The organism is Qipengyuania vesicularis (genome assembly GCF_019711415.1).
Taxonomy (GTDB): Bacteria; Pseudomonadota; Alphaproteobacteria; order Sphingomonadales; family Sphingomonadaceae; genus Qipengyuania; species Qipengyuania vesicularis.
Window position 1 is genome coordinate 108,398 of sequence record NZ_JAIGNJ010000002.1, and the last position, 13,470, is coordinate 121,867.

At 63.6% G+C, this 13,470-nt stretch carries 14 protein-coding genes; 3 read left to right on the forward strand and 11 right to left on the reverse strand.

From position 1 onward, the window contains the following. Positions 1 to 2: 2 nt before the first annotated feature. From K3146_RS06105 to pgi, 4 genes are read right to left on the reverse strand one after another with little or no spacing between them, the layout of a single operon-like run. Complete coding sequence (locus K3146_RS06105; protein WP_221545399.1) at positions 3 to 407, reverse strand: GtrA family protein; 405 nt, start codon at positions 405 to 407, stop codon at positions 3 to 5. 16 nt (positions 408 to 423) lie between these two features. Beyond that, positions 424 to 1,107, reverse strand: coding sequence for a ferritin-like domain-containing protein (locus K3146_RS06110; RefSeq protein ID WP_221545400.1), 684 nt, complete (start codon positions 1,105 to 1,107; stop codon positions 424 to 426). Positions 1,108 to 1,160: 53 nt separating this feature from the next. Continuing rightward, positions 1,161 to 2,141 (reverse strand): calcium/sodium antiporter, encoded by a 981-nt coding sequence (locus K3146_RS06115; RefSeq protein ID WP_221545401.1) that lies wholly within the window; start codon positions 2,139 to 2,141, stop codon positions 1,161 to 1,163. Then, complete coding sequence (gene pgi, locus K3146_RS06120; RefSeq protein WP_221545402.1) at positions 2,138 to 3,727, reverse strand: glucose-6-phosphate isomerase; 1,590 nt, start codon at positions 3,725 to 3,727, stop codon at positions 2,138 to 2,140. Before pgi ends, K3146_RS06115 begins: the two co-directional genes overlap by 4 nt. Positions 3,728 to 3,779: 52 nt before the next feature. Between pgi and lepB the strand changes: the two genes are divergently transcribed. From lepB to era, 3 genes are all read left to right on the forward strand, one after another. Next, the gene (lepB, locus tag K3146_RS06125) at positions 3,780 to 4,631 is read left to right on the forward strand and encodes a signal peptidase I (RefSeq protein WP_221545403.1); all 852 of its coding nucleotides are present in this window, start codon (positions 3,780 to 3,782) and stop codon (positions 4,629 to 4,631) included. Further along, a complete protein-coding gene (gene rnc, locus K3146_RS06130; RefSeq protein ID WP_221545404.1) occupies positions 4,628 to 5,299 on the forward strand; it encodes a ribonuclease III in 672 nt (223 codons plus the stop codon). The genes lepB and rnc overlap by 4 nt, the downstream gene beginning before the upstream one ends. 115 nt (positions 5,300 to 5,414) lie before the next feature. Next, positions 5,415 to 6,317: a GTPase Era gene (era, locus tag K3146_RS06135; RefSeq protein ID WP_221545405.1), complete on the forward strand. Its 903-nt coding sequence runs from the start codon at positions 5,415 to 5,417 to the stop codon at positions 6,315 to 6,317. A 19-nt stretch (positions 6,318 to 6,336) separates the two neighbouring features. On the opposite strand, the gene K3146_RS06140 is transcribed toward era, so the two are convergent. The 7 genes from K3146_RS06140 to plsY all read right to left on the reverse strand — a co-directional run bounded on the left by K3146_RS06140 (position 6,337) and on the right by plsY (position 13,388). Continuing rightward, positions 6,337 to 6,735: a hypothetical protein gene (locus K3146_RS06140; RefSeq protein ID WP_221545406.1), complete on the reverse strand. Its 399-nt coding sequence runs from the start codon at positions 6,733 to 6,735 to the stop codon at positions 6,337 to 6,339. Further along, entirely contained in the window at positions 6,732 to 7,091 is a 360-nt protein-coding gene (locus tag K3146_RS06145) for a DUF805 domain-containing protein (protein WP_221545407.1), read from the reverse strand. Before K3146_RS06145 ends, K3146_RS06140 begins: the two co-directional genes overlap by 4 nt. An 88-nt stretch (positions 7,092 to 7,179) precedes the next feature. Then, positions 7,180 to 7,362, reverse strand: a complete 183-nt coding sequence (locus K3146_RS06150; protein ID WP_221545408.1) for a hypothetical protein — start codon at positions 7,360 to 7,362, stop codon at positions 7,180 to 7,182. Further along, positions 7,362 to 9,908 (reverse strand): type I DNA topoisomerase, encoded by a 2,547-nt coding sequence (topA, locus tag K3146_RS06155; RefSeq protein WP_221545409.1) that lies wholly within the window; start codon positions 9,906 to 9,908, stop codon positions 7,362 to 7,364. Before topA ends, K3146_RS06150 begins: the two co-directional genes overlap by 1 nt. 71 nt (positions 9,909 to 9,979) lie before the next feature. Further along, the gene (locus K3146_RS06160) at positions 9,980 to 11,578 is read right to left on the reverse strand and encodes a vWA domain-containing protein (RefSeq protein ID WP_221545410.1); all 1,599 of its coding nucleotides are present in this window, start codon (positions 11,576 to 11,578) and stop codon (positions 9,980 to 9,982) included. 89 nt (positions 11,579 to 11,667) lie between these two features. Continuing rightward, positions 11,668 to 12,786 (reverse strand): DNA-processing protein DprA, encoded by a 1,119-nt coding sequence (gene dprA, locus K3146_RS06165; protein ID WP_221545411.1) that lies wholly within the window; start codon positions 12,784 to 12,786, stop codon positions 11,668 to 11,670. After that, positions 12,783 to 13,388, reverse strand: a complete 606-nt coding sequence (plsY, locus tag K3146_RS06170) for a glycerol-3-phosphate 1-O-acyltransferase PlsY (RefSeq protein WP_221545412.1) — start codon at positions 13,386 to 13,388, stop codon at positions 12,783 to 12,785. The genes dprA and plsY overlap by 4 nt, the downstream gene beginning before the upstream one ends. Positions 13,389 to 13,470 lie beyond the last annotated feature (82 nt).

Sequence of the window (13,470 nt, forward strand, 5' to 3'; positions counted from 1 at the left end):
GGCTACACCCGCCGAAAATTGATCGTCGCGTTGAGGGCGAACATTGCCAGCCCTGCAAAGACGGAAACCAGCACCCTCGCCGCTAGGTAGTGCATTGGCGTGTAGGTCGTCAGCAGCCAGAACAGGCTCACCGTCACCGCCAGTCCGACGAGTGCATTGGCGAGGAAGATGGCATAGCCGCTCCCGACCGCTCGATCCGTCCCTTTAAAGATCCACGTGCGGCCGAAGATGTAGTGGATACTGTTGGCCATCAGGAAGCTGATACCGGTTGCCAGCGTCGGGTTGATGCCGCCCTGCTCCACCATAACCCACAGCGCGAGGAGGCCGAACAGGAACACGCCCGTGCTGACCACGGTATTGCGGACCAGCATCCAGCCCACGCGGCGCTTGAAGAAGCGATTCAGCATTGGTGTGCGTTTCGGCTCAGGCTGCGGCTGCAGAACGCGGGACGGGCTTGGGATTGCTCTCCCCCGCATCGCGCCAGTCCGTCCGGCGAGGCGCGCCAAACCACAGGAACAGCAGCGGCAGCTTGATGAAGAGCAGCTCGGAATGGATCATCCGGTCGATCCACCGCTCCCATGCATTAGGCATGCGACGCGCATTTTCGGCAAGCCACTTGTCATAGGGGAGGAAGTGGTCGGGTTCGTCGATATGCACCACCTTGAAGATACGGTGCAGCGCCTTGTCCTGCTTCACGATGGGATGATCGAGCAGGATTTCGACCTGCTTCAGTCCGCGCTTTTCGGTCAGCGAGATCACGCGGCACAGGCGTTCGAACAGATCGTCGCTGGCAATGATGGCATCGGTGTCGAGACTGTCGATCGTAGTGCCGAAAGTGATCTCGATGAAGCGGTCGATATGGCCAAAGGTCCGGTCCAGCGCGATCGGCATCTTGCCCTGTAGCTGGAACCAGCGCTTGAACATGGTGTAATGCTTGCGCTCGTCTGCGCGGTGTTTCTCGACCGCAGCGATCAGCTCGGTCGCTTCGGGATGTTTCGCCTTCACCGCTTCGAGCACACGGTCAAGCGCGGTGTAACCGCGATGCTCGTTATAGATGTAGATCGACCCGAGCAGGTCGAGATACCGGCGGGCGAACCAGGCTTTCATGGCCCGAGTGTATCACGTCGGCAGGGTAAAGTAATCCGCCGCACATCAACGGCTTATGCGGCGGCCACCGTGTAGGCGATAAAGGCCAGATAGGCGGCAAGCAGAATGCCGCCTTCGCGCCGGCCGAGCCGTCCGCCCGTCCAGGCGAAGATCACGGCGACGGAGGCAGCAGTCGCCAGGACCCAAAGATCGAACTCGATGATGCCGCCCGGGATCGGGCCCGGCGCCACGAGGCCGGTGACGCCGCCGATGAAGAAGATATTGTAGATGTTCGATCCCAGCACATTGCCGAGCGCGATATCGCTTTCCTTGCGGATGGCCGCGATCACCGTCGTCGCAAGCTCGGGAGCGGAGGTTCCGGCGGCAACGATGGTCAGCCCGATGACCGCATCCGAAACGCCGAAGCTCTCCGCGATGTCGATCGCCGCATTCACCAGGATGCTGCCGCCCGCAACGATGACGCCGATGCCGACGAGGAAGAAGATCGCCGCCTTCCAGATGCCCTTGTGATCCTTTTGCGGATGGCCGTGCAGGCCCGGATCGGTATGCTCGACTGCCGCGGTGCGCAGGCCTGCAGCATTGGCCTTCTGGCCCTGGCTCTCCTGTCGGTATGCGAAAACGAGATAGGCGAGCAGGATCGCCAGGAAACCGGCTCCCGCCAGCCGGTCGAGGCCAAGGCTGTGGCCGAGCACCAGCATGAGGCCGGCCCCCGCCAGTCCCACCATCCCATCGCGCCAGAGCACGCTCTTCTGGACGAAGATGGGAGAGATCAACGCGGCTGTGCCCAGAATGAGCAGCGTATTCGCAAGGTTTGAGCCGACGATGTTGCCGACGGCAATCCCGGGCGAACCCGCAATGGCCGCCTGCACGCTTGCCGCCAATTCGGGCGTCGAGGTTCCGAGGCCAACTACCACCAGCCCGACGAGCATGGGCGACATTCCCAGTTCCTCGGCGAGGCGGGACGCCCCGCGGACGAGCAACTCGCCGCCGATGAGGAGCAGCACAAAACCCGCCGCGAGCAGCAGCGCTGTCAAGAACACGCCGAAAGACCTGCAGCCTCGAGCAGCGCCTCGGTACTCGCATCGAACTCCTCGCCGCCCTGCTCGATCGCCTTGGCCATCTGCTTTCCGAGCTCGACTCCGAACTGGTCGAAGGGGTTGATCCCCATCAGCACTGCGCTGGCGAAGGTACGATGTTCGTGAAAGGCGATCAGCGCGCCTAGCGTGGCCGCATCGAGATCGTCGCAGAGGATCGTCGCGCTCGGGCGGTCTCCCGGGTAGTTGCGCGCCGGATCTTCGCCCTTCTTGCCTGCCATGAGTGCTGCGCCTTGCGCGAAGCAGTTCATCAGCAGGATCCGGTGGTGCGCGGGATCGAGTTCGTCGCCTGGCGCGATGCTCGCAATGAAATCGACCGGGATCAGATGTGTGCCCTGGTGAAGCAGTTGGAACACCGCATGCTGCGCGTCGGTGCCTACCCCGCCCCAGGTAATCGGTGCAGTCGGGCCGTCCACAGGCTGCATGTCGGCCGTAACACGCTTGCCATTGCTCTCCATTTCCAGCTGCTGGAGGTAGTCGGGGAACAGGCCAAGCCGCTCGTCATATGCGAACACCGCCCGGGTCTGGCAGCCGCGGATACGGGTGTAGTAAAGGTCCGCGAACGATGCACGCAGGATGAGATTGTCGGCTGCGTCGCTATCGCGGAAATGCGCGTCCACCGCTGCAGCACCTGCCAGCATCTCGCGGAAGTCGTCCATCCCCACGGCCATGGCGATGGGAAAGCCGATGCTCGACCAGATCGAGTAGCGCCCACCCACGCTTTCCTGGAACGGCAGGATGCGGGTCTCGTCGACGCCCCACTCTACCGCACCTTCGGGATTAGCCGTGAGGGCAATCACGCGTCCACCCGGATCGGAGACGCCGTTGTCGGCCAGCCATTTGAGCGCGCTCTGGGCGTTGGTCATTGTCTCGATGGTGGTGAAGGTCTTGCTGGCAACGGCGATCAGCGTCTTGGCCGGATCGCACTTTGCAAAGGCAGCCTCCAGCGCCACGCCGTCGATGTTCGAGACGACATGCACGTCGCAGCGGGAGAAATCGCGGCCAAGCGCATCGACGCCCAGCGCGGGGCCCAGCGCGCTGCCGCCGATACCGATATGGATCAGGTGGTCGATCTCGCCCAGCGCGCCCTGGTGGATCGCCTCGACCAGCATGCCCATGCGGTCGATCAGCGCCGCGGCCTCCTCGACCTTCGCCTCGTCGCCTACGCCGCGCAGCGTCGCATGGTCCGCCGCGCGTCCCTCGGTCGGGTTGACCACCTCGCCTGCGAAGAGCTTGCGGCGCCTCTCGGTGAAATCCATGGCCTCGGCCAGCTCGGCGAACTTCGCCAGCACAGCACGGTCGAGATGGGTTTTCGACCAATCGAACAGGATGCCGCCCGGTGCCATGGGATCGCCTGCCGCATCTCCTGCCAGCTCGATCCGACCCGACAGCATGGCCACGCGATCCGCCCCTCCGGGTTCGTTCGCACCCTCGCCTCCATCGCGCATGGCGCTGAACAATTCGAGCAGCGTCGGTTGCGGGAGGTTTCCGAGTTCGCTCCAGATGGCTGCGGCGGATTTGGTCATGGCGGGCAAAAATCCTTTAATGGTCGCGCAGGTGCGACTAGGGGTTTCGGCGATGAATGAGAACCCCCGCCTAGCCAGTCCGGAGGCCGATGCCGATCCGGAATTCGTATCCGGTACCAGCGCCGCCGCCAAGGAGGAGGAAAGCTGGGGCGATTTCCTCAAGTTCCTGCTGAAACTTGTTGCGGTGGTGCTGATCTTCCGCAGCTTCATCTTCTCGCCCTTCACCATTCCCAGCGAGAGCATGCTGCCGGGCCTGCGCAATGGCGATTACCTCGTCGCGGCGAAATGGCCCTATGGCTATTCGAGCCTGTCGCTGCCTCTGGAGGCGCCGCTGATCCCGGGCCGCATCTTCGCCAGCCTGCCCGAACGCGGCGATGTCGTGATCTTCAAGCACCCGGTAGACGGGACGGACTATGTAAAGCGCGCCATCGGCCTTCCGGGCGACACGATCGCGATGCGGCGCGGCACGGTCATCCTCAACGGCGAACCGCTGGCGCAGGAGCGTGGCGGCTTTGTCGACATCCCGATGAGCGCGAATACCGGATGCCGCCCGGATGGCGGCGTGGTGGTGGGCGAGACCACCTGCCGATATCGCCTGGTTGTCGAGACCTTGCCCTCCGGCAAGAGCTACTCGACCATCGATTTCGGGCCGAGGATCAACGACAACTTCGGGCCGATCGTCGTGCCCAAGGGCCAGATCTTCGTGATGGGCGACAATCGCGACAACTCGCTCGACAGCCGCTTCCCGGCGACCGCTGGCGGCGGCGTGGGGCTGGTCGACGCAGACTTGCTCGTCGCGCGCGCCAGCATGGTGCTGTGGTCGACCGACGGCAGCGCGGAATGGCTGCTGCCCTGGACCTGGTTCACGGCAGCACGCTGGGACCGGATCGGGACCGGCATATGAGCGCCCTCACACCCGAAACCCGCGAGTGGCTCGAAAAGACGGGCTTTACCGTCGCCAATGAACATGTCTGGCACGCGGCGCTCACCCATGGCAGCATGGGAGAGAAGAACGACTACGAACGGCTCGAATTCCTCGGCGATCGTGTGCTGGGCCTGTCGATCGCACACTGGCTCTTCGAACAGAGCGATGCGCCCGAGGGCAAGCTTGCCCAGCGTCTCAATGCCATCGTCAGCCGCGAGATGTGCGCCGCAGTTGCGCGCGGGATCGATCTGGCCGACCACATGCGCATCTCCAAGCAGGCGCGCGCCGACGGCGGCAAGGATAGCGACAATATCCTCGGCGATGTGATGGAGGCGCTGCTAGGCGCGCAATATCTCGAGAACGGGTTTGCCGAGGCGCGCAAACTGATCCACGTGCTGTGGCGACCTGCGCTCGAAAGCGGTGCCGGCGAGAGCAAGCACCCCAAGAGCGCACTGCAGGAATGGGCTGCCGGCAATCAGCGAAAGCCGCCCGAGTACGAGGTTGTTGACCGGTCAGGCCCGGACCACGCCGCGCAGTTCACGGTCAGGGTATCGGTTCACAAGGTCGGCGAGGCCACGGCCACCGCCGGCAGCAAGGGCGAAGCCGAAAAGGCCGCCGCGAAAGAATTCATGGAGAAGTTCGGATGAGGGCCTCCCCCTCCCCCGTTCGGGCTGAGCTTGTCGAAGCCCTCCACTTTTCTTCTAGCGCCGCACCAAAAATGAAGAACAGCCCTTCGACAAGCTCAGGGCGAACGGACACGATATGACACAAGAGAAAACACACTGCGGCCTCGTCGCCGTGCTCGGCGCCCCCAATGCGGGCAAGTCCACGCTGGTCAACCAGCTCGTCGGCCAGAAAGTCGCCATCACCAGCGCCAAGGCGCAGACCACGCGGGCGCGGATGCTCGGCATCGCGCTGCATGGCGATACGCAGATGATCCTCGTGGATACGCCCGGCATCTTCGCGCCCAAGCGCAGGCTCGACCGCGCGATGGTCAGCGCCGCCTGGGAAGGCGCCGAAGCCGCCGATGCGGTGCTGTTGATGGTCGATCCGATCAAACAGCGTCGGCACGAGTTGGAGCCGCTTCTCGAGACATTGAAGGAGCGGCCCGAGCGCAAGATTCTCGTGCTCAACAAGGTCGACAGGGCGAAGAAAGAGCCCTTGCTGGCCCTCGCGCAGGAGTTGACCGCTGCGGTCGATTTCACCGAGGTCTATTTCGTCTCCGCGCTCACGGGCGACGGCGTTCCCGAAATGAAGGAAGCGCTTGCCAAGCTGATGCCCGAAGGCCCGTGGATGTATCCGGAAGACCAGGTTTCCGACGCCAGCGAGCGCCTGCTCGCCACCGAGATCACCCGCGAACAGCTCTACAAGCAGCTGCATGAGGAACTGCCCTACGACAGCGCGGTGCGCCCGGAAAAATACATCCAGCGCCCCGATGGCAGTGTGGAAATCCACCAGCAGATCGTGGTGATGCGCGACAACCAGCGCGCCATCGTGCTTGGCAAGGGCGGCAGCCGCATCAAGGCCATCGGCCAGGCCGCGCGCGAGGAGCTGAGCGAGTTGCTAGGCCAGAAGGTCCACCTCTTCCTCCACGTCAAAACCGACGAACGCTGGAGCGAAGACAAGGAAATGTTCGAGGAAATGGGGCTGGAGTGGAAGGGCTAGTGCCCAGCCCTTCTCCACATCAGCCTTCGGTTATCGAAACATTGCTTCCGTCGACGATGCAGGTGCCGGCAGCCGAGACCTGCGGATCATCCCACTCGACGGTCCAACCTATGGCGGGGTCATCGTCGTCAAGGCTCGCCGGATCGATTGAAACAGCGGCGTTCGGAAGGTTGCTGAAACGCGCATCCTCGAGCCACACCTTGTCGTGGCATGCCTGCGCGGCAAGAACGGTTGCTTCGTCGTAGTCGCCCGTAACTTCCGGCGGCTGGTCCCCGGCCGCTTCGGCGACCGGGTCGCTGGAAGCTTCTGTTACCGGATCAGCTGGGTCTGCCTCATCCGGAGCGGCTCCGCATGCGCCGAGTGCAAGAACACCGAGACCGACTGCTGCTGCCTGCATGCAAACGCGAAAATGTCTCATAGTTCACTCCCTGCCTTGGTCGGCTGCACGTAAAAGTAGATCAGGACCAGGTTCACGAAAGGGATAAGCCCCAACAGGATCAACCACGGGCTGTACCCTGCATCGCGCAGGCGGCGCACGCCCATCGCGATATTGGGAATGATCGTGAACAGCGCGAAGAGCCACGCCAAGGGGTTTTGCGCATCCTCTCCCGTCGAGGGCACGCCAAGCGCGGGATCGATGACGAAAACGTCGATCAGGCTGAGGATGAAGGCAATGACGAAGATGCCGAGGACCCAGAACCAGAACAGTCGGCGTCCGGTCGTCCCTGCAAAATTGAAGTAATTGGAAAATCCGTACTTCAGCGCTTCGAGCACATGCCTCTCCCCGGAAAGATGCGTGCAGAGTGACACAGAGCGGCTTGCACTTCAACCGGACGCCATTTGCTCATTGCGATACGCGTCTCTACCGCTTTTTCGCCACCTTGATCTTGTTATTCTTGGCGAAGTCCTTGGTGGATTCCTCGCTTCGGCCCAGCGCCTTTGCAATCTGCTTCAGGCCCTGCCCCTTGGCGGCGAGGGTGCGGAGCTGGCCCGCCTCCTCGCCCGTCCAGGGTTGTTTGTGACGCTCGAAGCGCTCCTTGCCCATCAGTCGGCCTTCTTCTTGGCCGCAGCCTTCTTCTTCGGCGCGGCCTTCTTCTTGGCCGGAGCCTTGCGTTTCTTTTTCGCCGGACCCTTGGCCGCGCGGGCATCGATCAGTTCGATCGCCTGCGCCTCGGTCACATCCTCGGGCTTTACGTCCTTGGGGATCGTGGCGTTGGTGGTGCCGTCGGTGACATAGGGACCGTAGCGGCCCGGCATGACCTTGATCTCACCGCCGCTGGTCGGGTGTTCTCCCAGCGTCTTGATCGGCTCTGCCTTGCCGCGTCCGCCGCCCTTGCGGTTGGCCGCTTCGGCAAGAATTGTCACAGCGGCATTCATGCCGACTTCGAAGACATCGCGGGTCGATGAGAGCTTCCCGTATTTGCCGTCGTGGCGCAGGTAGGGGCCGTAGCGCCCGATGGCAGCCTCGATCTCCTTGCCCGTTTCGGGATGCGCTCCGACGATGCGCGGCAGGCTCAGTAGCTTCAGCGCCCATTCGAGATCGAAATCGTCGAGATCCTTGGGAATGCTCGCGCGTTTGGCGTCCTTGCCCTCGCCGAGCTGGACATAGGGGCCGAAACGGCCGCTCTTGCGCTCGACCGGCAGGCCCGTTTCCGGGTCCTCGCCCATCACGCCATCATCCGCCCCATCCTCACCCTCGCTACCGGGCTTGGCAAACTGGCGGGTGAACTTGCATTCGGGATAATTGGCACACGCCACGAAGGCGCCATAGCGGCCGCCGCGCAATGCCAACCTGCCGCCTTCGCGGCCTTCAGTCTCGCATAGCGGGCAATGCCGCGGGTCCTTGCCGTCGGCGCGTTCGGGGAAGAGATAGTCGGCAAGGAAATCGTCGAGCACCTCGGTCACTTCCGAGGGCTTCTTCTCCATGATCTCTTCGGTCTTCGGCTTGAAGTCTCGCCAGAATTCGGCGAGCAGCTTCTTCCACTCCTCGCGCCCGTCGGACACGGTATCGAGTTCGTCTTCCATGCCAGCGGTGAAATCGAAGGACACGTAGCGCTCGAAAAACCGCTCGAGAAATGCCGTGAGGAGACGGCCCGATTCCTCTGCAAAGAAACGATTTTTCTCCATTCGCACATAGTTGCGATCGCGCAGCGTCTGGAGCGTGGAGGCATAAGTCGACGGCCGCCCGATGCCGAGTTCTTCGAGGCGCTTCACCAGGCTCGCTTCGCTGAAACGCGGCGGCGGCTGGGTGAAGTGCTGGTTGGCCTCGACCGCCCTCTTCAGCGGGCTGTCGCCCTTGCTCATGTTCGGCAGCAGGCCGTCTTCATCATCTTCCGAAGGCTCGTCGCGGCCTTCCTGGTAGACGGCGAAATAGCCGGGGAATTTCACCACCTGGCCGGTCGCGCGCAGCTCGTGCTTGCCGGTGCCATCGCGCAGAGTGATCGTGGTGCGCTCAAGGTTGGCAGAGGCCATCTGGCTCGCCATCGCACGCTTGAAGATGAGGTCGTAGAGGCGGCCCTCGTCACCCGGCCCCGCCTTGTCGCGGCTGAAATCGGTCGGGCGGATCGCCTCGTGGGCTTCCTGCGCATTCTTGGCCTTGGTGGCATAGAACCGCGGCTTGTCGGGCAGGTAATAGGCGTCATAGCGGTTGGCGATGGCCTTGCGGCAGGCGTCGATCGCGCTGCCGTCCATCTGGACGCCGTCGGTACGCATGTAGGTGATGTGCCCTGCCTCGTAGAGCGACTGGGCGAGGCGCATGGTGTGGCTTGCCGAGAATCCCAGCTTGCGCGCGGCTTCCTGCTGCAGTGTCGAGGTGGTGAACGGCGGCGCGGGGCTGCGCTTGAGCGGCTTGGTCTCGATCTCCTCGACCGTGAAGCGCGCATCCTCGACCGCTTTCTTCGCGGCTTTGGCGCTGCCTTCATCGCCCAGCGTCAGCTTCTGCAGCTTGTTGCCGTCATACTTGACCAGCCGCGCGTCGAACTCGGTCCCGTCCTGCTCCAGCTTGGCGAGGACCGACCAGTATTCGTCCGCCTTGAAGTGCTCGATCTCGATCTCGCGGTCGACGATCAGGCGCAGCGCAACTGACTGCACGCGGCCCGCGCTTTTCGCGCCCGGCAGGCGGCGCCAGAGCACTGGCGAGAGCGTAAAGCCATAGAGATAGTCGAGTGCGCGGCGGGCGAGGTATGCGTCGATAAGGTCCTGGTCGAGCTCGCGCGGGGCCTTCATCGCATCGGTGACGGCTGCCTTGGTGATGGCGTTGAAGGTGACGCGGTCGACCTTCTCGGGCAGCGCCTTGCGCTTGGCTAGCAGTTCCTTGACGTGCCAGCTGATCGCTTCGCCTTCGCGATCAGGGTCGGTCGCGAGCACGAGGCGGTCGGCCTTCTTGGCGTTGTCCGCGATTTCCTTGAAGCGGCTCTGCTTGTCGCGATAGAGTTCCCAGTCCATCGCGAAATCCTCGTCGGGGCGCACGCTGCCATCCTTGGGCGGCAGGTCGCGGACGTGACCGTAACTGGCGAGGACCTTGAAGTCCTTGCCGAGGTATTTCTCGATGGTTTTCGCCTTTGCGGGCGATTCTACGATGACCAGTTGCATGAGAGTGGAGGCGGTCCCTTACGTGTGTACGTGTGTATACGCGCGAAAATGGGGACCGCCCTCACACAGCGTCAAGCGTCTTTCTGCTTTCGCACCTGTTCAGCGAAATCGGGAGGCAGGATGCACTTGCCGGCATCGTATTGCCCGACCGCACGGATCACCTCGTTCTTTTCCGGTTCGATCCGGCGTCCAGAGATCTGGCTGTCGATCACGCGGCGCAGCAACTGGTCGAGCCTCGTGACGAGGTAGCAATCGATCGCCGGCTTGGCGTGCGGATTGCCGATCCCGCTATCGTCGGTGAGGAAGGTGTAACGCGACTGGGTGGCCGCAGCCATGGCGCGCATGACGTATTCGGCCACATCCGCCACGCCCGATGCACCGACCGGGACGACGTGGACGCGCTCGGCACGTAGGTGCTCGGCGGCAAGCCAGGTCTGCGGGATGTCCTCATCATGCGGCGGGGCATCGCCGACGAGCAGCAACGACTTCACCGCATCGTCGCGCCATTCGAGGTTGGCCGCGCGCACCAGCGCATCCTGCATCGCTTCCTCATAGTCTCCGCCGCCGGTCGCATATTGCGCAGCGAGCCGCGTCTGCGCGCGAGGGACGTCGCTGTCGAAGTCGAAGGTGCGGGTGACGAATTCGTCGCCCTGGTCGCGGTAGAAGCTGAAAGCGACCCGGATATCGATGTCGCGATGGCGCGCTTCGAGCGAGTCGATGATCGTGCGCAATTCCGCCTGGAGGAAGCGAAGCTCGTCGCTCATCGAACCGGTGACATCGACCACCAGCGCGAGGTCCAGCTTGCGGACTTTCGAGGCATAGTCAGACGTGCGGATGGTTACGCTCTGTGCGCCCTCCGCATCGGCCAGGCGAACCAGGCGCCACTTGCTGTCACCAGCGCGGACCCAGACATTCTCGCTGAGCCGGTCGAGGCCCGGGAAGAAGACGGCGCTACCATCGGCCACCGAGTTGAGAGTGATCGAATTGCCGTCCTCGCAGCGCAATTCGATCGGCATGAAGGGTACCGCCTGGCCGCGGCTGTCGATCGCCCTGACGCGCAGGATGCTTGATGTGTCGAGCAGGGGCAGGTCCCTCAGCCGCTGGCCGAGATCGCTCTTGCGCACATAGTCTGCGTAGAGTTCGGGATTGAGCAGATCGTCATGCTCGCCGGCAGTGAGCAAACCGCTCTGCGGACGCGGTGGCCGCGGCGGATAGGGTGGAGGCACCGGCATGTAGCGGCTGCGGTCTGCCGTTTCGGCACTTTCCACGCTGGCTTCCGGTGCAGGCGAATCCATCGACTTGCGATCGACCCGGCTACCGGTGACCACGATGCGGTCTTCCGCTTCATCGGCAACCCCGGCGCGAGGCGGCGGTGGCGGAGGAGGAGGCGGCGGAGCGGGGTGCGGTCCGGAATCATGATCGCTCGCCTCTTCGGCCATTGCAGGAGCTGTACGCACCGCCGTAGCGGGCCGCGGCCGATGGGGATGGGCTTGCTGCTGGTTCTCCACCTCGCGGCCAAGATCGGGCAGCGGTTCCGGCGAACGGCAGTAGGTCCCCCCACTTCGCGCTGTCGGGACGGGTTGGCTCACAATGTCCGATCCCGCCTGCAAAGTAGCCGGCCCGGGTACCAGCAGCGAAACCATGCAGGCGCTTGCGACGATCTTCTTCATTGCGACTCTCCCCACGCGAATGTGAAATGATACTCTATCACATTTCATCGCAGGCCGCAGATGAACCGTTGCTGACAAGCGACGAGAGGTCAGGCTGAGAGGCTTACGCGCCCTGCCGCATGCCGTTCGAGCCGCCCTGCGATCTCCAGTTCCAGCAGGGCCAGCTGCACCGCCGCAGCGCCATGGCCGGACTGGCGGACCAGCTCGTCTACTGCAATCGGAGCGGTCGTCAGCAGGCTGGCGATATCCGCCGGCTCCGCATCGGCAAGTTCGTCGGCAGAGAAGTCGAAATCGGATGCGGTCTCACGCAAAGTCGATCGAGGTTCTCCGGTGAAGGTCGATAGCAGTTCCACCACCTCCTCGGGCGATTGCACCAGGACTGCGCCTTCGCGAATGAGGTGATTGCAGCCATGGCTGCGCGCTTCGAGCGGGCTGCCGGGGATCGCCATGACTTCGCGCCCGGCCTCGCCCGCCAGCCGTGCAGTGATGAGGCTGCCCGACTTGACCGCCGCCTCCACCACCAGCGTGCCCGAAGCCAGTCCCGCAATGATGCGGTTGCGGCTGGGGAAGTGGCTGCCGCGCGGCTCTGTGCCCGGAGGTTGCTCGGCGATCAGCAGGCCTTCGCTGGCGATCCGCTCCTGCAAGGCTTCGTGCTGCGGGGGATAGGCGATGTCGATCCCGCTCGCGATCACTCCAATAGTCTGCGGCATCGCGCCTTCATGCGCCGCCCCGTCGATCCCGCGCGCCAAACCCGACACGACCGTGAAGCCCGCGTCCGCCAACCCCTTGCCGAAATCGCGTGCCAGCTTGACCGCCGCCGCGCTGGCGTTGCGCGCGCCGACCATCGCGACACAGGGCTTTGCCGCCAGTGACAGATCGCCGCGATAGGTCACGATCGGCGGGGCACCGTCGATCTCGCCCAGCAAGCGGGGATAGTCCGACTGGTCGTGGAATAGGTACTTCGCCCCTGCCCTGCGGACGGCATCGACCTCGCGCTCGATCCGGTCGGCAGCAGCAGCCCGATACTGCCGCCCTCCCCGCTTCCCAAGATCGGGCAGCGCGTCCAGCGCTTCCGCCGCAGTTCCGAAACGGGCCAGCAACATGGCATAGCTGACCGGCCCGATATTGGGTGAGCGCAGCAGCCGGATACGCGCAAAGGCTTCGTCCTGCGACAGTGGCGCAGGCTTCGTGTGCGAAGCGTCGTTCACCCCTTCTGGCCGACTTTCGGTTCGGTTCCGCTGGCAAGGCGCTTGATGTTCTCACGGTGGAGGAACAGCACCAGCACTGCGATAAGCGTCAAAACATAGGCGATGGTCGTCTCGCGGAAATAGAAGGCGACAACTGCAGTCACCACGACCGCGCTCATCCCGGCGAGCGAGCTGATGCGCGTGATGGCGAGTACCGCGATCCACGTCACCGCATAAGCCGCGCCGAAGACCCAGCCGAGCCCGAAGGCGACACCCGCATTGGTCGCAACGCCCTTGCCGCCCTTGAAGCCCAGCCAAATAGGGAAACAATGGCCGATCACGGCGAAGAGCGCAGTCCAGCCCACCTCCTGCCAGAACAGGTTCCAGGCGATCAGCACGGGTACCAGACCCTTGGCAAGGTCGAGCAGCAGGGTCGCCGCTGCCAGCCACTTGCTGCCCGTGCGCAGGACGTTCGTCGCCCCGATATTGCCGCTGCCCTGCTGGCGGATATCGCCCTTGCCGGCGAGCTTCGCGAGGATCAGCCCGAACGGGATAGACCCGAAGGCATAGCCGAGGAGCGACGCCCACAGCACATTGATGGTGAAATCGGTTCCGAAATCCATTCCGGCGGTCCCCCGTGCCTGGAGCAAGGCTTGTGAAAGGCTTGCCTTTTTGTCTAGCCACGCATCTAGAGGGAATTGCGCC

Coding starts and splice junctions, on each gene's coding strand:
- K3146_RS06110 (WP_221545400.1), bottom strand. CDS start 1,107: ATGAAAGCCTGGTTCGCCCGCCGGTATCTCGACCTGCTCGGGTCGATC.
- topA (WP_221545409.1), bottom strand. CDS start 9,908: ATGCAACTGGTCATCGTAGAATCGCCCGCAAAGGCGAAAACCATCGAG.
- pgi (WP_221545402.1), bottom strand. CDS start 3,727: ATGACCAAATCCGCCGCAGCCATCTGGAGCGAACTCGGAAACCTCCCG.
- lepB (WP_221545403.1), top strand. CDS start 3,780: ATGAATGAGAACCCCCGCCTAGCCAGTCCGGAGGCCGATGCCGATCCG.
- plsY (WP_221545412.1), bottom strand. CDS start 13,388: ATGGATTTCGGAACCGATTTCACCATCAATGTGCTGTGGGCGTCGCTC.
- K3146_RS06160 (WP_221545410.1), bottom strand. CDS start 11,578: ATGAAGAAGATCGTCGCAAGCGCCTGCATGGTTTCGCTGCTGGTACCC.
- K3146_RS06105 (WP_221545399.1), bottom strand. CDS start 407: ATGCTGAATCGCTTCTTCAAGCGCCGCGTGGGCTGGATGCTGGTCCGC.
- era (WP_221545405.1), top strand. CDS start 5,415: ATGACACAAGAGAAAACACACTGCGGCCTCGTCGCCGTGCTCGGCGCC.
- K3146_RS06150 (WP_221545408.1), bottom strand. CDS start 7,362: ATGGGCAAGGAGCGCTTCGAGCGTCACAAACAACCCTGGACGGGCGAG.
- rnc (WP_221545404.1), top strand. CDS start 4,628: ATGAGCGCCCTCACACCCGAAACCCGCGAGTGGCTCGAAAAGACGGGC.
- K3146_RS06140 (WP_221545406.1), bottom strand. CDS start 6,735: ATGAGACATTTTCGCGTTTGCATGCAGGCAGCAGCAGTCGGTCTCGGT.